Origin of the sequence: Bradyrhizobium sp. (genome assembly GCF_052389815.1) — a bacterium.
Classification (GTDB): Bacteria; Pseudomonadota; Alphaproteobacteria; order Rhizobiales; family Xanthobacteraceae; genus Bradyrhizobium.
In genome coordinates, this window is the sequence record NZ_JBQTHN010000017.1 from 1 (window position 1) to 23,228 (window position 23,228).

28 protein-coding genes are annotated in these 23,228 nt (G+C 66.3%); 17 read left to right on the forward strand and 11 right to left on the reverse strand.

Features of this window, described 5'->3' with window-relative positions; genetic code table 11:
- On the reverse strand, positions 1 to 322 hold a 322-nt coding region (locus tag ACT4OC_RS04640; protein ID WP_444837793.1), incomplete at its 3' end, for an ABC transporter substrate-binding protein.
- Positions 323 to 358: 36 nt separating this feature from the next.
- A complete protein-coding gene (locus ACT4OC_RS04645; RefSeq protein ID WP_444837794.1) occupies positions 359 to 1,333 on the reverse strand; it encodes an NAD(P)H-dependent flavin oxidoreductase in 975 nt (324 codons plus the stop codon).
- A 190-nt stretch (positions 1,334 to 1,523) separates the two neighbouring features.
- On the opposite strand from ACT4OC_RS04645, the gene ACT4OC_RS04650 reads away from it, so the two are divergent.
- Positions 1,524 to 2,411, forward strand: coding sequence for a LysR family transcriptional regulator (locus ACT4OC_RS04650; RefSeq protein WP_444837795.1), 888 nt, complete (start codon positions 1,524 to 1,526; stop codon positions 2,409 to 2,411).
- Between the two features lie 108 nt (positions 2,412 to 2,519).
- Here ACT4OC_RS04650 and ACT4OC_RS04655 read toward each other — a convergent pair whose 3' ends face one another.
- The gene (locus ACT4OC_RS04655) at positions 2,520 to 3,167 is read right to left on the reverse strand and encodes a DNA-3-methyladenine glycosylase family protein (protein ID WP_444837796.1); all 648 of its coding nucleotides are present in this window, start codon (positions 3,165 to 3,167) and stop codon (positions 2,520 to 2,522) included.
- 137 nt (positions 3,168 to 3,304) lie between these two features.
- Between ACT4OC_RS04655 and gluQRS the strand changes: the two genes are divergently transcribed.
- The gene (gene gluQRS, locus ACT4OC_RS04660) at positions 3,305 to 4,177 is read left to right on the forward strand and encodes a tRNA glutamyl-Q(34) synthetase GluQRS (RefSeq protein ID WP_444837797.1); all 873 of its coding nucleotides are present in this window, start codon (positions 3,305 to 3,307) and stop codon (positions 4,175 to 4,177) included.
- A gap of 84 nt (positions 4,178 to 4,261) precedes the next feature.
- Positions 4,262 to 5,524, forward strand: coding sequence for an ATP-binding protein (locus ACT4OC_RS04665; RefSeq protein ID WP_444837798.1), 1,263 nt, complete (start codon positions 4,262 to 4,264; stop codon positions 5,522 to 5,524).
- Here the strand turns inward: ACT4OC_RS04665 and ACT4OC_RS04670 are convergent.
- Positions 5,451 to 6,344: a YihY/virulence factor BrkB family protein gene (locus ACT4OC_RS04670; RefSeq protein ID WP_444837799.1), complete on the reverse strand. Its 894-nt coding sequence runs from the start codon at positions 6,342 to 6,344 to the stop codon at positions 5,451 to 5,453. The two genes, ACT4OC_RS04665 and ACT4OC_RS04670, sit on opposite strands and share 74 nt — an antisense overlap.
- 124 nt (positions 6,345 to 6,468) lie before the next feature.
- Between ACT4OC_RS04670 and ACT4OC_RS04675 the strand changes: the two genes are divergently transcribed.
- The 6 genes from ACT4OC_RS04675 to ACT4OC_RS04700 all read left to right on the forward strand — a co-directional run bounded on the left by ACT4OC_RS04675 (position 6,469) and on the right by ACT4OC_RS04700 (position 10,449).
- Positions 6,469 to 6,663 (forward strand): twin transmembrane helix small protein, encoded by a 195-nt coding sequence (locus ACT4OC_RS04675; RefSeq protein ID WP_444837800.1) that lies wholly within the window; start codon positions 6,469 to 6,471, stop codon positions 6,661 to 6,663.
- A gap of 11 nt (positions 6,664 to 6,674) precedes the next feature.
- Entirely contained in the window at positions 6,675 to 7,247 is a 573-nt protein-coding gene (locus ACT4OC_RS04680; protein ID WP_444837801.1) for a cob(I)yrinic acid a,c-diamide adenosyltransferase, read from the forward strand.
- A 153-nt stretch (positions 7,248 to 7,400) separates the two neighbouring features.
- On the forward strand, positions 7,401 to 8,150 hold the full coding sequence (locus ACT4OC_RS04685) for an electron transfer flavoprotein subunit beta/FixA family protein (protein WP_444837802.1): 750 nt from the start codon (positions 7,401 to 7,403) through the stop codon (positions 8,148 to 8,150).
- A complete protein-coding gene (locus tag ACT4OC_RS04690) occupies positions 8,150 to 9,097 on the forward strand; it encodes an electron transfer flavoprotein subunit alpha/FixB family protein (RefSeq protein ID WP_444837803.1) in 948 nt (315 codons plus the stop codon). The genes ACT4OC_RS04685 and ACT4OC_RS04690 overlap by 1 nt, the downstream gene beginning before the upstream one ends.
- 108 nt (positions 9,098 to 9,205) lie before the next feature.
- The gene (locus tag ACT4OC_RS04695; protein WP_444837804.1) at positions 9,206 to 10,087 is read left to right on the forward strand and encodes a 3-hydroxybutyryl-CoA dehydrogenase; all 882 of its coding nucleotides are present in this window, start codon (positions 9,206 to 9,208) and stop codon (positions 10,085 to 10,087) included.
- A 173-nt stretch (positions 10,088 to 10,260) separates the two neighbouring features.
- The gene (locus ACT4OC_RS04700; protein ID WP_444837805.1) at positions 10,261 to 10,449 is read left to right on the forward strand and encodes a hypothetical protein; all 189 of its coding nucleotides are present in this window, start codon (positions 10,261 to 10,263) and stop codon (positions 10,447 to 10,449) included.
- Here ACT4OC_RS04700 and tlpA read toward each other — a convergent pair.
- On the reverse strand, positions 10,446 to 11,120 hold the full coding sequence (tlpA, locus tag ACT4OC_RS04705) for a thiol:disulfide interchange protein TlpA (protein ID WP_444837806.1): 675 nt from the start codon (positions 11,118 to 11,120) through the stop codon (positions 10,446 to 10,448). The genes ACT4OC_RS04700 and tlpA overlap by 4 nt on opposite strands.
- A gap of 127 nt (positions 11,121 to 11,247) precedes the next feature.
- On the opposite strand from tlpA, the gene argH reads away from it, so the two are divergent.
- The 3 genes from argH to lysA are packed head-to-tail and all read left to right on the forward strand — an operon-like array spanning position 11,248 to position 14,270.
- A complete protein-coding gene (gene argH, locus ACT4OC_RS04710) occupies positions 11,248 to 12,639 on the forward strand; it encodes an argininosuccinate lyase (protein WP_444837807.1) in 1,392 nt (463 codons plus the stop codon).
- Positions 12,640 to 12,669: 30 nt separating this feature from the next.
- Positions 12,670 to 12,993, forward strand: a complete 324-nt coding sequence (gene lptM / locus ACT4OC_RS04715) for an LPS translocon maturation chaperone LptM (RefSeq protein ID WP_444837808.1) — start codon at positions 12,670 to 12,672, stop codon at positions 12,991 to 12,993.
- Between the two features lie 11 nt (positions 12,994 to 13,004).
- On the forward strand, positions 13,005 to 14,270 hold the full coding sequence (lysA, locus tag ACT4OC_RS04720; RefSeq protein WP_444837809.1) for a diaminopimelate decarboxylase: 1,266 nt from the start codon (positions 13,005 to 13,007) through the stop codon (positions 14,268 to 14,270).
- A 127-nt stretch (positions 14,271 to 14,397) separates the two neighbouring features.
- Here the strand turns inward: lysA and ACT4OC_RS04725 are convergent, their stop codons facing one another.
- Together ACT4OC_RS04725 and ACT4OC_RS04730 are read right to left on the reverse strand one after the other, a co-directional pair.
- Positions 14,398 to 15,306 (reverse strand): NAD(P)-dependent oxidoreductase, encoded by a 909-nt coding sequence (locus ACT4OC_RS04725; protein WP_444837810.1) that lies wholly within the window; start codon positions 15,304 to 15,306, stop codon positions 14,398 to 14,400.
- 118 nt (positions 15,307 to 15,424) lie between these two features.
- Complete coding sequence (locus ACT4OC_RS04730; RefSeq protein ID WP_444837811.1) at positions 15,425 to 15,805, reverse strand: carboxymuconolactone decarboxylase family protein; 381 nt, start codon at positions 15,803 to 15,805, stop codon at positions 15,425 to 15,427.
- 173 nt (positions 15,806 to 15,978) lie between these two features.
- On the opposite strand from ACT4OC_RS04730, the gene ACT4OC_RS04735 reads away from it, so the two are divergent.
- A complete protein-coding gene (locus ACT4OC_RS04735; RefSeq protein ID WP_444837812.1) occupies positions 15,979 to 18,564 on the forward strand; it encodes a TIGR02302 family protein in 2,586 nt (861 codons plus the stop codon).
- A 178-nt stretch (positions 18,565 to 18,742) separates the two neighbouring features.
- Here the strand turns inward: ACT4OC_RS04735 and ACT4OC_RS04740 are convergent, their stop codons facing one another.
- On the reverse strand, positions 18,743 to 19,165 hold the full coding sequence (locus ACT4OC_RS04740) for a hypothetical protein (protein ID WP_444837813.1): 423 nt from the start codon (positions 19,163 to 19,165) through the stop codon (positions 18,743 to 18,745).
- Positions 19,166 to 19,235: 70 nt separating this feature from the next.
- A complete protein-coding gene (locus ACT4OC_RS04745; protein WP_444837814.1) occupies positions 19,236 to 20,024 on the reverse strand; it encodes an SDR family NAD(P)-dependent oxidoreductase in 789 nt (262 codons plus the stop codon).
- Between the two features lie 245 nt (positions 20,025 to 20,269).
- Between ACT4OC_RS04745 and ACT4OC_RS04750 the strand changes: the two genes are divergently transcribed.
- The 4 genes from ACT4OC_RS04750 (at position 20,270) to ACT4OC_RS04765 (ending at position 22,533) form a co-directional block, all read left to right on the forward strand.
- Positions 20,270 to 20,689 carry a YciI family protein gene (locus ACT4OC_RS04750; protein WP_444837815.1) on the forward strand — a complete coding sequence of 140 codons (420 nt, stop codon included), beginning with the start codon at positions 20,270 to 20,272 and terminating at the stop codon, positions 20,687 to 20,689.
- A gap of 35 nt (positions 20,690 to 20,724) precedes the next feature.
- The gene (locus ACT4OC_RS04755) at positions 20,725 to 21,087 is read left to right on the forward strand and encodes a hypothetical protein (RefSeq protein ID WP_444837816.1); all 363 of its coding nucleotides are present in this window, start codon (positions 20,725 to 20,727) and stop codon (positions 21,085 to 21,087) included.
- 75 nt (positions 21,088 to 21,162) lie between these two features.
- Positions 21,163 to 21,915, forward strand: coding sequence for a TetR/AcrR family transcriptional regulator (locus tag ACT4OC_RS04760; protein ID WP_444837817.1), 753 nt, complete (start codon positions 21,163 to 21,165; stop codon positions 21,913 to 21,915).
- Between the two features lie 120 nt (positions 21,916 to 22,035).
- Positions 22,036 to 22,533 (forward strand): DUF2852 domain-containing protein, encoded by a 498-nt coding sequence (locus ACT4OC_RS04765; protein ID WP_444837818.1) that lies wholly within the window; start codon positions 22,036 to 22,038, stop codon positions 22,531 to 22,533.
- A gap of 86 nt (positions 22,534 to 22,619) precedes the next feature.
- On the opposite strand, the gene ACT4OC_RS04770 is transcribed toward ACT4OC_RS04765, so the two are convergent.
- The gene (locus tag ACT4OC_RS04770) at positions 22,620 to 22,922 is read right to left on the reverse strand and encodes a HigA family addiction module antitoxin (RefSeq protein WP_444837819.1); all 303 of its coding nucleotides are present in this window, start codon (positions 22,920 to 22,922) and stop codon (positions 22,620 to 22,622) included.
- A 12-nt stretch (positions 22,923 to 22,934) separates the two neighbouring features.
- Positions 22,935 to 23,219 carry a type II toxin-antitoxin system RelE/ParE family toxin gene (locus ACT4OC_RS04775; RefSeq protein WP_444837820.1) on the reverse strand — a complete coding sequence of 95 codons (285 nt, stop codon included), beginning with the start codon at positions 23,217 to 23,219 and terminating at the stop codon, positions 22,935 to 22,937.
- Positions 23,220 to 23,228 lie beyond the last annotated feature (9 nt).

Below are 23,228 nucleotides of genomic sequence, written 5' to 3' on the forward strand. Positions count from 1 at the left end.
CCGCATTGTTGGTGGCCGTGCCGAGCGAGGCGAACATGAAGTGCACCTCCTCCTGCTCGACCAGCTTGCGGGTCTGCTCCACCGTCTTGGGCGGCGAATAGGCGTCGTCCAGCGTGATGAACTTCACCTTGCGGCCGTTGATGCCGCCTTCGGCATTGACCTTCTCGAAAAAGGCTTCCTGCGTCTTTCCGATCAAGCCGAAGCCGGACACCGGTCCGCTATAGGGCATCGTCTGCCCAATGCGGATTTCTTCGGCTGCCATGGCGGAGCCGATACCGCCGAGCGTCAATGCGATTCCCAATGCATATCGTAGTCGCATCATCTGTCCCTCCTGCTTTGTTTCTCGTTTCTGCGCTTCTCAGGCGATCGCTCGGCGGCTGAAGTCCGTACGGGCCTCGGTGAACTCGGCCTTCAGCCGCGCCACAAGCTCGGCCACCGGCGGGGCGTCGGCGATCTGGCCGATGCCCTGGCCGCTGCCCCAGATGTCGCGCCATGCCTTCGACTTCATGTTGCCGCCAGAGCCGAAATTCATCTTCGACTTGTCGGCGACCGGAAGATTGGCGGGGTCGAGGCCTGCGGCGGCGATCGACGGGCCCAGATAGTTGCCGTGCACGCCGGTGAACAGATTGGAATAGACGATGTCGTGCGCGGCATGCTCGATCAGCGCCGCCTTGTAGGCGGGATCGGCATTGGCTTCTTCGGTCGCGATGAAGCGCGTGCCCATATAGGCAAGGTCGGCGCCGAGCGCGAGCGCCGAGGCGATGCTCCAGCCGTCTGAGATCGCGCCCGACAGCAGGATCGTGCCCTTGAACCACTGCTTGACCTCGCGCACCAGCGCGAACGGCGACAGCGTGCCGGCATGCCCCCCGGCCCCGGCACACACCAGAATGAGCCCGTCGACGCCCTGTTCGGCGGCTTTTCGCGCGTGCTTCACGTTGATCACGTCGTGGAACACGACGCCGCCATAGGAATGCGCGGCCTCGACGATCTCCAGCGGCGGACGCAGCGAGGTGATGATGATCGGGACCTTGTGCTTCACGCAGGTCTCCATGTCCTTCATCAGCCGGTCGTTCGACGAATGGCAGATCTGGTTGACCGCATAGGGCGCGACCTTAGCGGCAGGATTTTGCGCCCTGTATTCGCCGAGCTCGCTCTCGATCCGGCTCAGCCACTCGTCGAGCTTCTCGACGGGGCGCGCGTTCAGTGCGGGAAAGGAGCCGATGATGCCGGCCTTGCACTGGGCGATCACGAGCTCGGGGCCGGAAACGATGAACAGCGGCGAGCCGAGCACGGGCAGTTCGAGTTGGTCCTTGAGCGAAGCGGGTAGCGGCATGCGATGTTCCCTCGAAAGATCGGGCCTTGAGGCCTGCCATGTTGTTTGCTGCGGTCCGGGCTTCGCTTCGCAGTTGGCGAGCGGCCCACCCGGAAGGGCCAATTGACGGCCCCGATTATAAGGCTGGACGGCGGTGCCGCCTTGTTCAATATTGAACAGACGATCATCAACGAATGAACATGGTGCCGCGATGGACTGGGACCTCTGCAAGACCTTCGTCGCGGTCGCCGAGAAGGGCAGCCTCGCTGCCGCGGCGCGCCAGTTGCGCTCGAGCCATCCGACCGTCGGCCGCAAGGTCGCCGCCCTCGAGCGGCAGCTCGGCACAAGGCTGTTCGCCCGCTCCGACCATGGCCTGTCACTGACCGCGCAGGGCCGCAAGTTTCGCGAGCACGTCGACGCGATGGCGGCGGCGGCGCTACGGGCGGAATCCGCGGTATCCGCGACCGGGCGTGAGGCCCGCGGCGTCGTGAAGATATCGATCGGCGCGACGCTTGCCGCGCACTGGCTGATGCCGCGCATGGGCAGATTTTTGCGCGAGCACGATCATCTGCAGATCGAGATCATCACCCATCCCTATCCCGCGAGCGTGCGCCGCCGCGAAGCCGACGTGGTGCTGCGTCCCGTCGATGCCGGCGAGGAGAATCTCGTCGGCCGCCGCATCGGCCGGCTCGGCACCGGCTTCTACTGCTCGCGCGACTATGCGGTCCGCCGCAAGCTCCCGGAACGCCGCGACGAGTGGAGGGGCCACAGCGTGATCGGCTTTGCCGACCGGGCCTCCAACGCCGATCTGGCGCGCTGGAGCGACAACATCACCCGCCATGGCACGGTGGTGATGCGCTGCTCGTCGCAGGGCGACATGCTCGCCGCCGTGCGCGCGGGCCTCGGAATTGCGACACTGTCGTGCTTCGTCGCCGACGCCCATCCCGATCTCGTGCGCGTCGCCCCGCAAAAGCTGATCAGCGTCGCCGACCTCTGGCTGCTCGCCCATCCCGATCTCGTCGACATGCCGGCCGTGCGCGCGGTGGTCGGATTTGTCGCGGAATGCGCGCGCGAGGATCGGGCGCTGCTTCGGGGCTAGGGGTGGGAGGTTGGGACGCCCGCGCGCCGCGCAAGGAGGCCCATTTCTACTTTGCATGGGGTTGTTTTGCAGATTTCGAGTCCGGGCCCCTATGGCGGGACGTGAGGCCTACTTCGCGATCACGCCTTCGCGCTTCTTCAGCACGCGGTAGTAGCTCCACCACAGATGCGCGGCCGCGCCGCGATAGGGCCGCCAGGGTTCGGCGAGCGGCGCCATCTCTTTCGGGTTCGGCCGCTCCTTCAGCCCCAGTCCCAGCTTCACGGCCTCCTGCACGGCGAGGTCGCCGGCGGGCCAAGCATCGCCGTGGCCGAGACAGAACAGCAGGTAGATGTCGGCGGTCCACGGGCCGATGCCGTGCAGCGCGGTCAGCGCATGGTGTGCGGCATCGACGTCCTCGTTGGCGAGCACGTCGAGGTTCAGCCGGTCGGCCGCGAGTTCCCTGGCGATGAATTTCAGCGTCTTGATCTTGGCGGCGGAAAGACCCAGCCGCCCGAGCCGGTCGGCGCGCGCCTTGCGGATCGCAACATGATCGAACGGGTCGAACGCAGCTGACAGCCGCGCCCAGATCGCCGCGGCGCTGGCGGTCGAAAGCTGCTGACCACAAACGATATGGGCAAGCCCCGCAAAGCCCGGCTCGCGCTGGCGCAGCGCCGGCATACCCGTTTGCGCCAGGATCGGCTTCAGCCGCGGGTCCTGCTTCATCAGCGCCTCCATGGCATCTTCGAGGTCGGACTGGCTTTCGAAGCGGACGAGCATTGGCTGTCTCAACATGTCACACGCGGGCTTGACCCGCGTGTCCATCTCATCAAAGGAGTCTTGGGACGATGGATGGCCGGGACGCTTTAAGCAAGATGCGCTTCGCGCTTTTGCCCGGCCATGACGAGTATTGCCACATGCCGCCACCCGTTTTCCGCTTTGCGCCGAGTCCGAACGGCTATCTCCATCTCGGCCATGCCTATTCGGCGCTGCTCGACTTCGACCTGGCGCGAGAGCGCGGCGGCAGGTTCCTGCTGCGCATCGAGGACATCGACGCCACGCGCTGCCGGCCGGAATTCGAGTCGGCCATCTACGAGGATCTCGCCTGGCTCGGCCTAACCTGGGAGACGCCGGTGCGGCGGCAGTCCGAACACTTTTCCGCCTATTGCGAGGCCGTCGACATATTGTCGGCGCAGGGCCTGATCTATCCGAGCTTCGAGAGCCGCGCCGAGATCGCGCGGCTGGTGGCAGCGCGCGAGAAGGATGCGCCATGGCCGCGCGATCCCGACGGCGCGCCGCTTTATCCGGGAACGGCGAAGTCGCTTTCATTAGCGGAGCGCAATCGCCTGATCGCCTCGGGCGCGCCCTTTGCGTTGCGCCTCGACATGGAAGCGGCCATTGCCCGCGCCGGGCCGCTGGCGTGGCGCGAGCAGGGCGCAGGTCCCGCCGGCGAGACGGGCGAGGTCGTGGCACGGCCGGAAGCCTGGGGCGACGTCATCCTGGCGCGCAAGGAGACGCCGACCAGCTATCACCTCTCGGTCGTGATCGACGACGCGCTGCAGGGCGTTAGCGACGTCGTGCGTGGTGAAGATTTGTTCTGGGCAACCAGCGTGCACCGGTTGCTGCAACAACTGCTGGCCATCCCGCAGCCGGCCTATCGGCATCACCGCCTGATCCGGGACGAAGCCAGCCAGAAGTTGTCCAAGTCGACGCAAGCAACCGGCTTGCGCGAGCTGCGGGCGGGCGGCGCCACTCCGACGAAAATCCGCCAACTTGTGGGACTGCCGTAGCTTTTCGGGGGACAACCGCCGCAGCCCTGCCGTGACTCCGGCCGCTTGGCCGTGTCATGCTGGGTTCGGCCGGGGACCAGAATCATGGCGGCAAGATCGCGCCCGACGCGCAAGGTACGGCCGCCGAAAAAGCGGCCGACGAAGAAGCGCGCCGCCAGCTCGGCCAAGCCGGCGCGCAAGCGCGGCAAGGTCGCCAAGCCGGCCGGATCGAAGCAGAGGCAGCAGGGAATGGTGGAGGCCGCGCTCGCTGCCTTCGCCCACGAAGTGCGCACGCCGCTTACCGGCATCCTCGCCATCAGCAACCTGCTCGCCACCTCCGATCTCGGCGAGCGGGAGCGGCGCTGGGTCGACACCATCAAGGCCGGGGCCGAGCACCTGGCGAGCCTTGCCACCCTGTTCGTCGATGCGGCGCGGAGCCGCACTGCCGGCGATAGTCGGCAGGATCTGTTCGACCTGCGCGCGCTCGCCCGCAGCGCCGGCGACTCGCTGGCCGGGCGGGCGGCCGCCAAGGGGCTGCAGGCCACGGTCGAGATTTCGGAAAAGTTGCCGGCGCTGGTGGTCGGCGATTCCGTCCGCTTGCGCGCGGCGCTGGAGAATTTGATCGACAACGCCGTGAAATTCACGGAAGCGGGCGCGGTCGCCCTGTCGGTGACGCCGGCGCGCGGCGGCAACGGCAGGGCCGGCGTTGCCTTTGCGGTGTCCGACAGCGGCATCGGGGTCTCGCTGAAGGAGGTCGAGCGGCTGTTCCGTCCGTTCTCACAGGCCAATGTCTCCATCGCCTCGCGCTTCGGCGGCGCCGGCCTCGGGCTGTCGTCGGTCAAGCAGCTCGCGCGCGCCATGGGCGGCGATATCGTGGTCGCCCCCCGCAAGGGCGGCGGCACCACCTTTACGCTGATGGTGACGCTGCCGCTCGCCAGGGCCGCGCCCGCATCGGGAGGACCGGGCGAAGTCCTGCCCGGGTCCGCACGGCCGCTGCGCCTGCTCAGCGTCGAGGACAATCCATTCGGCCGCGTGATCCTGAAGGCGATCCTGACCGAGCTCGGCCATCAGGCCGAATTCATCGGCAGCGGCGAGGCGGTGGCCGAGCGCCTTGCGCAGGGCGAGTTCGACGCGGTGCTGATGGACATGGTGCTGCCGGGGATCGACGGCGTCGAGGCGATCAAACGCATCCGCGCGCTGGCGCCGCCGCTTCGGCACATTCCCGTCATCGGGGTCTCCGGCCGCGCCGAGGACGAGGCGGCGGCGCGCGTCGCCGGGGCCGACGCCTTCCTGGTCAAGCCTGTGAGTCCGCGGGCTTTAGCGACTGCGCTGCTTGAAGCGACACGCCGTGCGGCAGCCGCGACTTGATGATGGCAGCATTGAGCTCGCCGCCATAGACGAAGATCGCCGCGATGAAATACAGGAACACCAGTGCGATAATCACCGACGCCAGCCCCGCATACATCGAGACGTAATTGCCGGCAAAGCGCGTCAGGTACTGGCCGAAAACGATGCCCGAGATCAGCGAGGCCACCATGGTGAAGGCGATGCCGGGCAGGATCTGCAGGAAGCCGCGGCGTCCGGCCGGCAGCCAGGCGTGCAGGATGAACAGCGCCACGACCAGCGCCGAGATGGTGATGCCGTAGCGCGCATAGAACAGCAGCCGCTCGTTGCTCTCGACGAAGAACGGAATGTAGCGGCGCGCGGTCTCCAGCATCAGCGGCCCGAGCACGATCAGGAAAGCCATCGCCAGCGAGGCGAACGCTGCGACCAGCGTGTAGCCGATCGATTCCAGCCGCAGCCAGTACCAGCGCCGCGGCTCGATCACCGCATAGGCGCGGTTGAGTGCGGTGCGCAGCGCCTCGACGCCGTTGGAGGCGAAATAGATCGCGAGCGCAGCGCCGATCGTGAGGATGTCGCTTCGGGTGGTGGTCAGCACGTCGTGGATCTCGCCCGAGATCGCGTCGGCCACCCGCTTGGGCCAGACCTGCAGCAGCAGTTCCGCCGCCTGGTCGGCCAGCTCCTTGGAGCCGAAGAAGCCCGCCAGCGACGTCAGCACGATCAGGAACGGGAACAGCGCCATCAGCGTCGACAGCGCGATATGGCTGGCGATGGCCCAGCCGTCATCGGCGAGGAAGGTGTAAAACGCGTCCTCCGCGACGTGGTAGACGTAGCGAACAGCCTTCACCTGGACCCCTGCCTGATTGACCCGGTAGCCGGGCTACCATCTGATATTATTGAACTAAAAGCCAGATCGTTACCGGGCTCCACAGCGTGTGGCGAAGCCGTTGGTGCGGTGTTATGTAGCGCCGATGGCCTCTTTTCTCAGTACGATTCTGCTTCCAATTGCGGTCGGCGCCGTTGCCCTGGTCCTGCTGCTCGGTCTCGTCAACATGTTGAAGGGCGGCTCGCCCAACCGCTCGCAAAGCCTGATGCGGCTCCGGGTGCTGCTGCAATTCGTCGCCATCGTCATCACCATGGTCGCCGTCTGGGCGATGGGGCGCTAGAGGAGTCGGCGATGGTCGTGCTCAACCGCATCTACACCCGTACCGGCGACGACGGCACCACCGCGCTCGGCAGCGGCGAGCGGCGGCCGAAATACGATCTGCGCGTCGAAGCCTACGGCACCGTGGACGAGACCAATGCCGCCATCGGCGTGGTGCGGCTGCATCTGGCACAAGCGCCCGAGCTCGACCGCATGCTCGGCCTGATCCAGAACGACCTGTTCGATCTCGGCGCCGATCTCGCGGTGCCCCAGCGCGAGGGCAAGGCCGAGCGCCTGCGCGTGCTGTCGAGCCAGGTCGAACGGCTGGAGCGCGACATCGACGCCCTGAACGAAAAGCTTAGCCCCCTTACCTCCTTCATTCTGCCGGGAGGCACCCCGGCAGCCGCATACCTGCATGTCGCACGCACCGTTTGCCGCCGGGCGGAACGGATCATGGTGGAACTTGCCGCCAAGCCGGACGAGCCGGTCAGCGAGGCTGCCATACATTACATGAACCGCCTGTCGGACTTCCTGTTTGTGGCGGCCCGCGCCGCCAACAACAACGGCGCCGGCGACGTGCTCTGGGTGCCCGGCCAGAACCGTTAAAAAGGCGGACCCTCCTGGGCTGCCTTTGCTCCTGTCTTGGGCTTGCTTTCGGGGCCAATTTCTGGCCTTTCGCGCGTTGACCGGGGGGGACCGGCGCTTTAGGTTCCGCGCCCAAGCAAGCATTTCCCTTTGGATTTGAGCGAAAGAGGATCGATGAAGGTTCTTGTTGCGGTAAAGCGGGTCGTCGACTTCAACGTCAAGGTCCGCGTCAAGGGCGACGGATCGGGCGTCGAGCTCGCCAACGTCAAGATGTCGATGAATCCGTTCGACGAAATCGCCGTCGAGGAGGCGCTGCGCCTGAAGGAAGGTGGCAAGGCGACCGAGGTGGTGGTGGTCTCGATCGGGCCGCAGCAGGCCTCGGAAACCATCCGCACGGGTCTCGCCATGGGCGCCGACCGCGGCATCCTGGTCAAGGCCGACGGCAATGTGGAGCCGCTCGCGGTCGCCAAGATCCTCAAATCCGTGGTCGATGCCGAGAAGCCCGGCCTCGTCATTCTCGGCAAGCAGGCCATCGACGACGATTCCAACCAGACCGGCCAGATGCTGGCCGCGCTGCTCTGCTGGTCGCAGGCGACCTTCGCCTCCAAGCTCGAGGTCGAGGGAAGCGACTTCAAGGTCACCCGCGAAGTGGACGGCGGCCTGCAGACCGTCAAGCTGAAGGGCCCGGCGATCGTCACCACGGATCTCCGCCTCAACGAGCCGCGCTATGCCTCGCTGCCCAACATCATGAAAGCGAAGAAGAAGCCGATCGACGACAAGTCCGCCGCCGATTACGGCGTCGACCTCACGCCGCATCTCGAAGTTCTCAAGACCACTGAACCTGCGGGCCGCAAGGCGGGCGTCAAGGTGAAGGACGTCGCCGAACTCGTCTCCAAGCTGAAGACCGAAGCCGGGGTTCTCTGATGACAACGCTGTTGATTGCTGAACACGAAACCGGCCACCTCAAGGACGCCACCAACAAGGCGCTGACCGCAGCCTCCCAACTGGGCGGTGACGTGCATGTGCTGGTCGCCGGCGGCGCCGGCGCCAAGGGCGCGGCCGATGCCGCCGCCAAGCTCGCTGGCGTCAAGAAGGTGCTGCTCGCCGAGGGCGATGCCTACGCGCACGATCTTGCCGAGCCGCTGGCCGCGCTGATCGTCTCGCTCGCGGGCAACTACGACGCCTTCGTCGCGCCCGCGACCTCGCGCTTCAAGAACGTGATGCCGCGCGTCGCAGCCCTGCTCGACGTCATGCAGGTCTCCGAGATCATCAAGGTCGTCGCGCCCGACACGTTCGAGCGGCCGATCTATGCCGGCAACGCGATCCAGACCGTGAAGTCGAAGGACGCCAAGAAGGTCATCACCGTGCGCACCTCGACCTTTGCCGCTACGGCTGAGGGCGGCAGCGCGCCGGTCGAGAGCGCAGCGGCGGCGGCCGATCCGGGCCTGTCGACCTTCGTCGGCGAGGAAGTCGCCAAGAGCGACCGCCCCGAGCTGACCTCGGCCAAGATCATCGTCTCCGGCGGACGGGCCATGCAGAGCCGGGAGAACTTCGCCAAATACATCGAGCCGCTCGCCGACAAGCTGGGCGCCGGCGTCGGCGCCTCGCGCGCCGCGGTCGATGCCGGCTATGCGCCCAACGACTGGCAGGTCGGCCAGACCGGCAAGGTGGTGGCGCCGGAGCTCTACATCGCCATCGGCATTTCCGGCGCGATCCAGCACCTGGCCGGCATGAAGGACTCCAAGGTGATCGTCGCGATCAACAAGGACGAGGACGCGCCGATCTTCCAGGTCGCCGATTACGGCCTGGTCGCCGACCTCTACCAGGCGGTTCCGGAACTCACCGGCGAGCTTGCCAAGCTCGGAAAGTAACGATGATTGCATCGGCCGGATGACGAACATCCGGCCGATGTCTATTTAGGGGGAAGGACCGGCCGCGCGCTCCGCGCGCCGTTCCGGCAAATAGATCCGGTGGATGAGATGACGGTGACAGTCAAGAAGGTCGGCGTGATCGGCTCGGGCCAGATGGGCAACGGCATTGCCCATGTCGCGGCGCTGGCCGGCCTCGACGTGGTGCTCAACGACATCTCCGCCGACCGGCTGAAGTCGGCCATGGCGACCATCAACGGCAATCTGTCGCGCCAGGTCGCCAAGCAGCACATCACCGAGGACGCCCGCAAGGCGGCGCTCGGACGTATCGCGTCCGCCGAGTCCCTCGATGGCCTGGCCGACTGCGATCTCGTGATCGAGACCGCGGTGGAAAAGGAGGAGGTCAAGCGCAAGATTTTCCACGACCTCTGCGCCGTGCTGAAGCCGGAGGCGATCGTCGCCTCCAACACCTCCTCGATCTCGATCACGCGCCTTGCCGCCGCCACCGACCGCCCGGAAAAATTCATCGGCATTCACTTCATGAATCCGGTGCCGGTGATGGAGCTGGTCGAGCTGATCCGCGGCATCGCCACCAACGACGATACCTTCGAGACTTCAAAAGCCTTCGTCGGCAGGCTCGGCAAGCAGGTCGCGGTATCGGAGGATTTCCCGGCCTTCATCGTCAACCGCGTGCTGCTGCCGATGATCAACGAGGCGATCTACACGCTGTATGAAGGCGTCGGTAACGTCGAAGCCATCGATGCCGCCATGAAGCTCGGTGCCCACCATCCGATGGGCCCGCTGGAGCTCGCCGATTTCATCGGCCTCGATACCTGCCTGTCCATCATGCAGGTGCTGCACGAAGGCCTCGCTGACTCCAAGTACCGGCCGTGCCCGCTCTTGGTGAAATACGTCGAAGCCGGCTGGCTCGGCCGTAAGACGCAGCGCGGCTTCTACGACTACCGCGGCGACAAGCCGGTCCCGACGCGCTGATCTCAGCCATCAACACGCTGCCGTAGGGTGGGCAAAAGCGTAGCGTGCCCACCTCTATGTTCCGTGCTCTTGAAGGTGGGCACGGCGCGATGCGCCTTTGGCCACCCTACAAATCCTTCGGACATCGTTAACCCTCGCCCCGTACGGTGCCGGCACGACCGGGAGTACCGCGTATGGAAATGATGGCCATGGTTTCGAGCCTGCTGGCGATGCAGGCCGGCAACGTTCAGGGGCAGATCGCCGCATCCATCATGAAGAACAATGCCGAGGCGGAGAAATTCGCGGTAGCGACCCTGCTCGGCCAGCCGTCGCAGGCCAATCTCGGGCCCGGTGTCGGCGGTTCTCTCGACAAGCTGGCTTAAGACCCCGCCGCGGCCGGCTTCACTGCCGCCCTGATCAGCTTGATCGCATCCTCGCTCGCCCATTCGGCGGGCCCGGCAATGGTGCCGATTTCGCAGCCCTGCGCGTCCACCAGCACCGAGGTCGGCATGCCCAGCGCCCGACCTATGCTTTTAAGATCCTGAAAAACCTTGGCTTTCTGGTCGGCAAAATAGCCGAGCTTGGTGAGATTCGCCTCTTTCAGGAAATTCTTCGGCTTTTCGGGGTCGCGGGTGTCGATATTGACCGCCACCACCTCGAAATCCTTGCCGCCCAGCTTGCCCTGCAGTTCGTCCAGCGCCGGCATCTCTTTCCGGCAGGGCACGCACCAGGTAGCCCAGAGGTTCAAAAGCACAGTCTTGCCGCGCCAGTCCGACAGCTTTCTCGGCTTGCCCGCGGCATCCTCGAAGGCGAGATCCGGCAGGCGCAGCGGCGCGGAGGCCATGGTTACGGCCGCCACCTCGCCATGGGCCAGCGGGGCGATCCTCTTCGCCGTCTCGACGGCAGGCATACAGGCGGCATCGCCGCCCGCGCCGCGCTTCAGGCCCAGGGCATAATACCCTCCGAGCCCGATCAGGCCGGCGGCCACCACCGCGCCGATCGCGACCGGCAGGCGGCGCCCGGGGGCGGGGAGGGGCGAGGGGTTGTCCGGCATATCGTTTGTCTTCCAGAGCGAGATATGGCTATGCAGAGCTATTACGCGCGAAAGCCGCCCGGCGTTTCGCGCGCCGGGCCGCTTTTGGCAAGGACTATCAAGTCACGAATAAGCGACGAGTGAGGTCATGAGCAACAAGATGTGGGGCGGGCGGTTCTCCGAGCGCCCCGACGCGATCATGGAGGAAATCAACGTCTCCATCGACGTCGATCGCCATATGTATGCCCAGGACATCGCCGCCTCCAAGGCGCATGCCGCGATGCTCGCGAGCCAGGGCATCATCACGGCGAGCGACGCGAAAAATATTGCCAAGGGCCTCGACACCATCCTTGCCGAGATCGGCAAGGGCGACTTCGACTTCAAGCGCGCGCTCGAGGACATCCACATGAATGTCGAGAGCCGGCTGTCCGAATTGATCGGCCCCGCCGCGGGCCGCCTGCACACCGCGCGTTCGCGCAACGACCAGGTCGCGACCGACTTCCGCCTCTACGTCCGCGACGTCATCGACGAGACGGACGCTGCGCTCGCCGCCTTCCAGCACGCGCTGGTCACACGTGCGCTGGAGCATGCCGGAACCGTGATGCCCGGCTTCACCCACCTGCAGACCGCGCAGCCCGTGACGTTCGGCCACCATCTGCTGGCCTATGTCGAGATGGCATCGCGCGACCGCGGCCGCTTTGCCGATGCGCGCAAGCGGCTCAACGAATCCCCGCTCGGCGCTGCTGCGCTTGCCGGCACCTCGTTTCCGATCGACCGCGCCGCCACGGCAAGAGCGCTCGGCTTCGACCGGCCGATGGCCAATTCGCTCGATGCGGTCTCCGACCGCGATTTCGCGCTGGAGACGCTGTCGGCGGCGGCGATCTGCGCCATGCATCTGTCGCGCTTCGCCGAAGAGATCGTGCTGTGGACCTCGCCGTTGGTCGGGCTCGTGCGCCTCTCCGACAAGTTCACCACCGGCTCCTCCATCATGCCGCAGAAGCGCAATCCGGATGCGGCCGAGCTGGTGCGCGCCAAGACCGGCCGCGTGATCGGCGCGCTCAATGCGCTCTTGATCGTGATGAAGGGCCTGCCGCTCGCGTACCAAAAAGACATGCAGGAGGACAAGCAGGGCGCGATGGAAGCATTCGCCGCGCTTTCGCTCGCCATCCGCGCGATGACCGGCATGGTGCTCGACCTCGTCGCGGATCAGACGAAAATGAGAGCTGCGGCCGGCGACGGCTACGCCACCGCCACCGACCTTGCCGACTGGCTGGTGCGCACCCTGAAAATGCCGTTCCGCGAGGCCCACCACGTCACCGGCCGCATCGTCGCGCTGGCCTCGAAACAGGGCGTTGCTCTGCACGAGCTGCCGCTGAAGGCGATGCAGGAGGTCGAGCCGAGGATTACGGCCGACGCGCTGAAGGTGCTGTCGGTGGATTCGTCGGTGAAAAGCCGCACCTCGTTCGGCGGCACTGCGCCGAAGAACGTGGCCGCCCAGGCCAGGGCATGGGCGAAGCGTCTGGAAAAAGAGCGAAAGTAGGGCCCGTCTCCCAAATTTCGCTGGGATTTCATGTTGATCCGGGTCTCGCCAGAGCAAGGCAATCTTTGTATGGTGCGGCCCGCATTGGGGATTTCGACAGTGAAGAGCAAGCGGCGCCTGACCCCGTCGGGGTGGGCCATTCTCGTGTTGAGCGCCAGCGCGCTCGCGCTCGGCGGCTGCGGCCGCAAGGGCGGCCTCGACCTGCCGCCGAACGCCATGAACGCCGCGTCCGATGCCGCGCCGGAGGCTGCGCTGGACCGCGGTGCCGCGCCGCCCAGCGTGACCGAGCCGGGACCGGCGGCGTCCAGAGGCCGCAAACGACCATTTGTTCTCGATCCCCTGCTGGGCAATTAAGCTACGCCGCCATGAATCACTTCGATTATCGCCACGGCGTGCTGCACGCCGAGGCGGTCAGCCTTGTGGATATCGCCGCCGGCGTCGGCACGCCCTTCTATTGCTACTCCAGCGCGACGCTGGAGCGGCACTACCGCGTCTTCACCGAAGCCTTCGCCGGCGAAAAGGTGCTGGTGTGCTACGCCATGAAGGCGAACTCCAACCAGTCGGTGCTGCGCACGCTGGCGAAACTCGGCGCCGGCGCCGACGTCGTTTCCGGCGGCGAATTGAAGCGCGCGCTGGCTGCCGGCATCCCGCCGAGCAAGATCCTGTTTTCCGGCGTCGGCAAGACGGAAGATGAGCTGCGCGCCGCGCTCGCCGCCGACATCCTCTGCATCAACGTCGAATCCGAGCCGGAGCTCGAGCTGCTGTCGCGCCTTGCGGTGGAAGCCGGCAAGACCGCGCGCATTTCCGTGCGCGTCAATCCGGACGTCGATGCCGGCACGCACGCCAAGATCGCCACCGGCAAGTCCGAGAACAAGTTCGGCATCCCGATCGCGCACGCGCGAGAGGTTTACGCACGCGCCGCCAAATTGCCGGGCCTGCAGGTCACCGGCATCGACATGCATATCGGCAGCCAGATCACCGATCTCAGCCGGCTCGAGACTGCCTACCGCATCCTGTCCGACTTCGTGCATGTGCTGCGCGCCGACGGCCACACCATCTCGCATATCGATTTCGGCGGCGGTTTAGGCATTCCCTATCATATGGACCGCGAGGCCCCGCCGACGCCCGATCTCTATGGCGCCATGGTCAAGCGCGTCACCCATAATCTCGGCTGCACGCTGATGTTCGAGCCGGGCCGGCTGATCGTCGGCAATGCCGGCATCCTCGTTGCCCGCGTGATCTACATGAAACACGGCGACGGCAAGAATTTCGTCATCATCGACGCCGCGATGAACGATTTGATCCGGCCGACGCTCTACGAGGCGCATCACGACATCCTGCCGGTGCGCCAGCCGGCCGCGGGAGCGGCCGTGCTCACCGCCGACGTCGTCGGCCCGGTCTGCGAGACCGGCGACTATCTGGCGCTGGACCGCAAGCTGCCGCGGCTGAAGTCCGGCGACCTCATCGCCATCATGACCTCGGGCGCCTATGGCGCCGTGCAGTCCGGCACCTACAACACGCGGCCGCTGGTGCCGGAAGTGCTGGTCAAGGACGATCAGTACGCGGTGGTCCGCCCCCGCATCGACGTCGACGCGCTGATCGCGATGGATCGCACCGCGCCGTGGTTGTGAGTGCGGCCGTCGCCAGACCGTCATTGCGAGCGAAGCGAAGCAATCCAGCTTCCTACGCCGCCAACAAGAAAGCTGGATTGCTTCGTCGCTTGCGCTCCTCGCAATGACGAAAGGGACGACGGCGAGTCTACTTCGCCGCGTGGCTTCTCTTCGCGCCGCCGACGACCACGCCGGCGGCCTTCTCGATCGGCTTGATCGCCTCGGTGAAATCGGACTCCGCGCCCTGCTCGCGGATGACGACGTCCCACAGCCGGCCGACCGCTTCGGCGACTTCCATCGACAGCCCGAGCGAGCGCATCTCCTCCACCGCCAGCCGCACGTCCTTCACCATCAGCGCGGTGGTGAAGCCGTAATCGAAGCTGCGCGGCAACACCGAGCGCGGAAACTTGTCGCGGCTCGCCGTGCTCATGCCGGAGCCCGCGTTGATGACGTCGATCATCACGGCCGGATCGAGGCCGGATTTCGTGCCCATCACCACGGCTTCGCAGGTCGCCAGCATCGCGGTGGCCGAAAGGAAATTGTTGGCGAGCTTCATGGTCTGCCCCGCGCCGGGCTTGTCGCCGATGTAGAACACCTTGCCGAACACGGCGAGCGCGGCCTTCACCGCCTCGAACTCGGCGCGCGGGCCCGACACCATCACCGCCAGCGTGCCTTTCTCGGCGCCGGCGACGCCACCGCTCACGGGACTGTCGATCTGCACGATATTCGCACTTGCCAGCAGATCATGGATCTTCACCGCCATCTGCGAGCCGATGGTGGACAGGTCGATGAAGCGCTTGACGCGTCGGCCTTCGATCACGCCGCCCTTGCCGGTGGCGACTTCGAGCGAAGCCTGCAGCGAGGGCAGGCTCACCATCACGGTCTCGACTTTATCCGAAATGTCCTTCGGCGATGTTCCGGCTGTGGCGCCGAGCGCGGCCAGCCGGTCCATCGCCGCCTTCTGCGTGTCGAACACGGTGAGTGTGTGCCCGGCCTCGATCAGCCGCCGCGCCATCGGAAAACCCATCTTTCCGAGGCCGATGAATCCGATATCCATTTGGAAGGCCCTCCCGTTCGTCATTGCGAGGAGCGCAAGCGACGAAGCAATCCATTCTTGTTGGGACTGCGAAGGAAGCTGGATTGCTTCGCTTCGCTCGCAATGACGGCGGTGGCTGTCACCCCTTGTCGATCTCCGCGAACACCTCGCGCGCGATGCGGAAACTGTCCACCGCGGCCGGCATGCCGGCGTAGATCGCAACCTGCATCAGGATCTCGCGGATCTCCTCGCGCGTGACGCCGTTGGTCAGCGCGCCCTTCAGGTGCGCGCGCAACTCGTGCGGGCGGTTGAGGATCGAGATCATGGCGATGTTGAGCATGCTGCGGGTCTTGCGCGGCAGTTCCTCGCGGCCCCACACCGCGCCCCAGCAATATTCGTTGAGCAGGTCCTGGAACGGTGCGTTGAAGTTGTCGACGCTCTTCATGGCGTTCGAGACGTAAGCCTCGCCCAGCACGGCCTTGCGGATGCCCAATCCCTTGTCCCACATCTTCTGATCCATGACGTTTCCTCTATTGGAGCTTTTTGCAGCGGTTCGGCCGGGAAATTACGGGGTCTGTCCGCGGCAGTCACGCCTTCGTGTTATGCGTCGAAAGAGGTGGGATAGGGCGGGGAACGCGTGCCTCAGGGCCGCCGTTATGTTAGTGTCTGCTTCGGTCAACTTCGGAGATGTTGTTGAACGGCGCCAATCCCGATCCCTCAAAGCCCGCGCATGAGCCGGACGATGTGGCGCGGCTGAAATTGTCGCAGGCCCTCGATCGGGCGACCTACGCGATTGCGTGGGAGCGCGCTTGGCCGCCTCTGGCGCGGCTTTTGACCCTTGCCGGATTGTTCCTCACGGTTTCCTGGGCCGGCCTGTGGCTGCCGCTGCCTTCGCTGGCGCGCACGGCCGGGCTCATCCTGTTTGCCGCAGCGGCGGCTGTCGCGCTGTGGCCGCTGATTCGCTTTCGCTGGCCGACCCGCACAGAGGCGCTCGGCCGCCTCGACCGCGGCACCGGCGTCCGCCATCGCCCCGCCACGGCGCTGACCGACACCGTCACCACGAAGGACCCGATCGCGCTGGCGCTGTGGCAGGAGAGCCGCGCCCGCACGCTCGCCTCGCTGACGCGCATCCGTGCCGGCCTGCCGTCGCCGCGGCTTGCGATCCACGATCCCTGGGCGGTGCGGGGCCTCGTCATCGTCATGATGGTCGCCGCCTATTTCGCCGCGGGCGATGAGCGCAATCTGCGCGTCGCTTCGGCCTTCGACTGGAGCGGCGTGCTGACACCGACGAATATTCGCGTCGACGCCTGGGTGACGCCGCCGGTCTATACCGGCAAGCCGCCGATCATCCTGTCTTCCGCCAACAAGGAAGGCGCGGCTCCCGTCGGCGGCCCGCTGGCCGTGCCCGCCGGCAGCACGGTGATCGTGCGCTCGTCGGGCGGTACCCTCGACGTCGTCGCAGGTGGCGGCGTGAGCGAAGCTGCCGCCACCGAGCAGGCGCCCAAGGGCACCAATGAGCGGCACTTCACCGTGGCGGGTGACGGCACGGTCCACGTCCGGGCGCCCTCCGGCCAGCCGCAGTGGCGCTTCACCGCGACGCCCGATCGCGCGCCGACGATTACCCTTGCGAAGGATCCCGAGCGCCAGCCGCGCGGCGCGCTGCAGATGTCCTACAAGATCGATGACGACTACGGCGTCACCGAGGCCCGCGCCCGGTTCGTCGCGCGCAGCACCGGGGCCGACAAGGGCGGCAAGAGCGCGGCTGCGCCGCGGCCGCTGTTCGAGCCGCCGCAGTTCTCGCTGGTGCTGCCGAACGCGCGCACCCGCAACGGCGTCGGCCAGACGCTGAAGGACCTGAGCGAAGACCCCTATGCCGGCGCCGACGTCACCTTGACCCTGACGGCCAGGGACGAGGCCGGCAACACCGGCAGCAGTGAGCCGTTCAACATGCGCCTGCCGGAGCGACTGTTCTCCAAGCCGCTCGCGCGCGCGCTGATCGAGCAGCGCCGCATCCTCGCGCTCGACGCCGACCAGAACGGCGCGGTCTACGCCGCGCTCGACGCGCTGATGATCGCCCCGGAACTGTTCACCCCGCAGGCCGGCCATTATCTCGGCCTCTACAGCGTGGCGCGCGAGCTCGAGGCGGCCCGCACCGACGATGCGATGCGCGCCGTCGTCGCCAGCCTGTGGGCGCTCGCCGTCACCATCGAGGACGGCGACATTTCCGACGTCGAGAAGGCGCTGCGCGCGGCCGAGGAAGCGCTGAGGCAGGCGCTGGAGCGCGGCGCCAGCGAGGAGGAAATCAAGAAGCTGGCCGAGAACCTGCGCGCGGCGATGGACAAGTACCTGCGCCAGCTCGCCGAGCAGCTCAAGAACAACCCGCAGCAGCTCTCGCGGCCGCTCGATCGCAACACCAAGATGCTGACGCAGCGCGATCTCGACAGCATGTTGCGGCAGATCGAGCAGGAGGCGCGCCGCGGCAATCACGCCAAGGCGGCCGAGCTGCTCAAGCAGTTCAGCGACATGATGCGCGAATTGCAGATGGCCCGGCCCGGGCAGGGCGGCGACGACGAGATGGAGCAGGCGCTCAACGAGCTCGGCGACATGATCCGCAAGCAGCAGCAGCTGCGCGACAAGACCTTCAAGCAGGGCCAGGATTCGCGGCGCGACCGCTTGCGCGGCAAGCAGGGCAACCAGGACATGGGCGAGCTGCAGCAGGACCAGCAGGCGCTGCGCGACCGCCTGAAGAAGCTGCAGGAAGAGCTCGCCAAGCGCGGCATGAGCCCGGGGCAGCGCGGCGACAAGGGCCAGCGCGGCGACCGGCAGGGTCAGCAGGGCCAAGGGGGACAACAGGGCGGGCAAGGCGAGCAGGGCGAGGACGGTTTCGACCAGGCCGACGGCGCGATGGGCGATGCCACCGGCCGGCTCGGCGAGGGCAATGCCGACGGCGCGGTGGATGCGCAGGGCAAGGCGCTCGATGCGTTGCGCAAGGGCGCGCAGAGCCTTGCCGAATCGATGCAGCCGGGCGATGGCGACGGCCAGATGGACGGCCCCGGCAATCGCGCCGGCCGCCAGCAGAGCGGCGGCAACCAGACCGATCCGCTCGGCCGGCCGCTGCACGGCCGCGAGTTCGGCGACGACTTCACCGTGAAGATCCCCGGCGAGATCGACGTCGAGCGCGTCCGCCGCATCCTCGATGAGCTGCGCCGGCGCCTCGCCGATCCCAACCGTCCGCAGATCGAGCTCGACTACATCGAGCGGCTGCTGAAGGACTATTGAGGCAGCGAACCGTAGGGTGGGTTAGCCGCACCACGCCCGCCAATCTGTCCGCGCACGAAGGTGCAAGTAACCCACCATCTTGCGCGGAATGGTGGGTTACGCCTGCTACCTTGACTCGATGAAGCCTTGGTTTTCGTGGACCGGCTAACCCACCCTACGAAGCCAGCGACGAATTCATCTACCGGCAGCGCGGATAGATCGCCGCCAGCTCCCGCCCGCGCAGCAGCAGCATCCGCGAGCTCAGGCCGCCGCGCCGGCTGATCCAGTTGCGGATCGGCTCGGGATAGGCCTGATGCACCGCCTTCGATGCCTCCGGTTCGGCATAGAGCCGTCCGCGCCGGTCCATCGAGCGCGCGGCGTGGAAGCCGAGCACCGCGCGCCGCGTCACGCAGATGCGCTCGTCCGGCACCGTCATCAGCACCAGCGTGCAGGCCGACAGGCACGGCCCGTCGATCACCACGCGCTCGCCGGATTCGCGCACCTTGTCGAACAGCTCGATGAACGGACCGACCTGCCCGCCCGGGCTGGAGAGGATGCGCACGTCCGCGCGCGCGGCGGTGATGCCCGCGCACAGCGCCAAAGCTGCAACCAGGATTCTCATCTCTTCAACCTGTACCACCGATGCGATGAAAATTGGGCATCGCCGCGCCTGGCGCAAGAGCGCGAGGTCGTCACCCGTTCCGCCGCTGCCCGCGCAGCGTCGGCAGGCCGATGCCGGCGGCGTCGAACCCGCCGTCGACAGCGAGGACCTGCCCGGTGATGTAGCTCGAGCGGTCGCTGCACAGGAAGAAGACCGCCTCCGCCAGCTCCTCCTCGAGGCCATAGCGGTTGAGCGGAATCGCATCGTGATAATCGGCGCGGATCTCCGGCGTGTGCACGGCCTTGGCCATCGCGGTCTCGACCGGTCCGGGCGCTACCGCATTGACGCGGATGCCGAGCGAAGCCAGCTCGACCGCGAGCTGCTTGCTTAGGTGCGCCAGCCCGGCCTTGCTGGTCCCGTAGGCCGAGCGCAGCGTCGAGGCGCGCACCGCCGAGATCGAGGTGATGTTGACGATCGCGCCGCCGCCCTGCTCGCGCATGACAGGCACGGCGGCCTTGGTGCACAGGAACGGGCCGGTGAGGTTCACCTCCATGACCCGGCTCCAGTCGGCATCGGAGGTTTCCATGATCGGCGTGAACACCGCGATGCCGGCATTGTTGATGAGCGCATCGAGCCGGCCGAAGCGCTTGCCGATGGCATCGATGGCATCCGCAACGCCCCTTGCATCGGAGACGTCGCAATGCAGCGCCAGCGTGTTTTCGGGATCGGCAATCGCGGCGACCGCGCCATTGAGGAGCTCGCCCTCGATGTCCAGCAGCGCCACGCGCCAGCCCTCGGCGAGGAAGCGCCTGGCCGTCGCAAGGCCGATGCCGCGCGCTGCTCCCGTGACGAGGGCGACTTTGGACGTGGAGGAGGTCATCGGGTGTTCCGGCTTTGTCATTGGGGCTCGCCGACGCGAATGCGCCGCGTGTGCCCTCTTAAGGCAGGTTGATCCGGCCGGGAAGGCGGTTCCATGCGAAGCGATCGTCCGCCGGACGCTGCCGTCCTGCAACGCAATACCGCCAGAAAAATTTCGCCCGACCTGTCGGTGCCGCAAGGCTCCGTTCGTCATGTGGAGGAGCGCCGGCGAAGGGCGGGTTTTACGGGTTCGACACGGAGCAGACGATGCGATTCATGATGTTGCTGATCCCGCTCGGCTACGAGAGCGCGCCGCCGGACGTGCAGCTCGATCCCGAGCGGATGGCGGCGATGATGCGCTACAACGAAGAACTGCGGCAGGCCGGCGTGCTGATCACGCTGGACGGCCTGCATCCGCCCTCGATGGGCGCGCGCGTCTCCTTTGCCACCGGCAAGCCGGTCGTGACCGACGGCCCCTTCACCGAATCCAAGGAAGTGCTCGGCGGCTACTGGATGATCGAGGTGGATTCGCTGCAGGCGGCGATCGGGTGGGCCAAGCGATGTCCGGCCTCGGCGAACGAGATCATCGAGGTTCGCCAGGTCCACGAAGTCACCGATTATCCCGAACAGATGCAGCGCGTCGCCGCCGACTTCACCGTGCTGCAGGGCAGGGCCGTCCGCCGCTAGCCCTGCTCGTCCGCACCACCGCAAGGGAGAATTCCATGAGCAACGACACCTATCTCGCCGTTTTCCTCGGCAGCAACACCAATCCGAAAATGGCCGCCTGGAATGCGATGCCGCCTTCCGAGCGCCAGGCGAAAGAGCGCGAGGGTATCGCCGCCTGGAAGGCCTGGGTGGCAAGGCACCAAGGCGCCATCCTCGAGATGGGCGGCCCGCTGGGCAAGACCAAGAAGGTCGATGCCAGGGGCGTCGTCGATATCGCCAACGAGATGGGCGGCTTTACCGTGGTGCGCGCCGCCTCGCACGAGGCCGCCGCAAGGATGTTCGAGGACCACCCGCACTTCCTGATCTTCCCCGGCGAACGCGTGGAGATCATGCCGGTGCTGCCGATTCCCGCCGGTTAACGTTCATTAACGGCCCGCGCCCCCGGCATTGCCCGCTAGTGACCTTTGCACCCGGCTCATGTAAAACCCTTTCACATGAGCTGGCGCAAGGACAAGGATCAGCAGCGCGCCGAGCGCGGCTATCACCACGGCAATCTGAAGGAGGCGCTGCTGCAGGCGGCGCTCGACCTGATCGCGCAGAAGGGCGCGGCCGGGTTCACCTTCGCCGATGCCGCGCGCATGGCCGGCGTCAGCCCGGCGGCGCCCTATCGCCATTTCCGCGATCGCGACGAGCTGTTGTCCAGCATCGCCCAGCGCGGCTTCGAGCAGTTCGAGGCGATGCTGGCGCAGGCGTGGGACGACGGCCGCCCCGACACCGTCACCGCCTTCGAGCGGGTGGGCAAGGCCTATCTGCGCTTCGCCCGCGAGGAGCCTTCGTTCTATTCGGCGATGTTCGAATCCGGCCTGCCGGTCGATGGCAATCCGACGCTGCAGGCTGCTTCCGAGCGCGCATTCGCCATCATCCGCGCCGCCGCCGAGCGGCTCGCCGCGCTGGCGCCGCCGGGCGTGCCGCGGCCGCCGGCGATGATGATGGCCCTGCACATCTGGTCGATGTCGCATGGCATCGCCTCGCTGTTCGGGCGCGGCGATGCGGCCCGCCGCAAGCTGCCGATGTCGCCGGAAGATCTGCTCGAGGCCGAGGTGCTGATTTATCTGCGCGGTCTCGGCTTTCCGACCGATCGCAGGCCGAACGGGCAGGCGGGCGCAAAGCCGGCCGAGCCGCCGCCGGTCCCGCCCGCCGATGCACCGGCCGGTCCTGCTTCCGGTCCTTGGGGCCGCCCGAAATAAGATTCCAAAAATAAGTTGGCGGACGCCCTTGGGCGACCGCTTGACAATCCCAATGGTTGGGCTATCTATGTAAATGTTATTTACATTCACAACGGCGTGATGCCGTGATGGAGAAGGGAAATGGCCTACACCGCAGATGTCAATCGCTGGCGCGGCGGCCCGACCCCCCAGGGGGAAGAACGCTACGACCGCCCGCGCATGCTCGAATCGCCGTGGCATCCGGGCTGGATCATCGTGACGATCCTCGGTTTCATCATCTGGTGGCCGATCGGACTTGCCCTTCTCTTTTTCACACTCGGGAGCAGAAAAATGGGTTGCTGGAGCCACCACGATCGCGATCGCTGGGCCAACAAGATGGAGCGGATGCAGTACAGGATGGACCGCATGCGCGGCCGCATGGAGCGCGGCGGCTGGGGCTTTGGCCCGCCGTCGAGCGGCAACCGCGCCTTCGACGAGTACCGCACGGAAACCTTGCGGCGCCTTGAGGAGGAGCAGGTCGAGTTCAAGAATTTCCTCGAGCGCCTGCGCCACGCCAAGGACAAGGAAGAGTTCGACGCCTTCATGGCGCAGCACAAGACCCGCCCGACGCCGCCGAACGACCAGCCGCCGCAGGGCTGATCCCACCAGCCAGCCTTCAGGCGTAATGCCCCCAAAGTCCTGATGGCCACGAGCCGCCCGTTTGCGAAAGCAGACGGGCGGTTTGCTTATCCCCGGGCGCGTCGCTTGCCCAGCCTGGTCGGGAGTTGAGCTACCCTATTTCCGACAGCATCGCTGGCAACGCGCAGTTCATAGGCCGATTGCAGGTTCAGCCAGAATTGCGGACTGGTCTGGAACCAGTGCCCGAGACGAAGCGCAGTGTCACCGGTGATCGCCCGCCTACCCTGAATGATCTGCGAAATACGGTTCGCCGGCACGGCGATCTGCCGCGCCAGTTCGGTTGGAGTGATCTGAAGTTCGCTCAATTCATCGGCGAGGATTTCGCCGGGGTGGATTGCAGGGCGGGCCATGGCTCGACTCTCTCAGTGATAGTCCACGATCTCTACGTTCAATGGTCCCAAGGCCGATTTCGGCCATTCAAAGCAGATCCGCCATTGTTGATTGATGCGGATCGAATATTGGCCTGCACGATTGCCCTTCAAGGCTTCCAGCCGGTTGCTTGGAAGGCCTGCCAAATCGGCAAGTGAGGCGGCCGCCTCAAGTATCTCCAGCCGTTTCCAGCCCTGCCGCTCGAACCCCTTAAATGCCGGGACGTATTCGCCGCTGGCGAATCGCTCCGTGCGCTTGTCCTGGAAGCTCAAGATCATCGCCGGGAA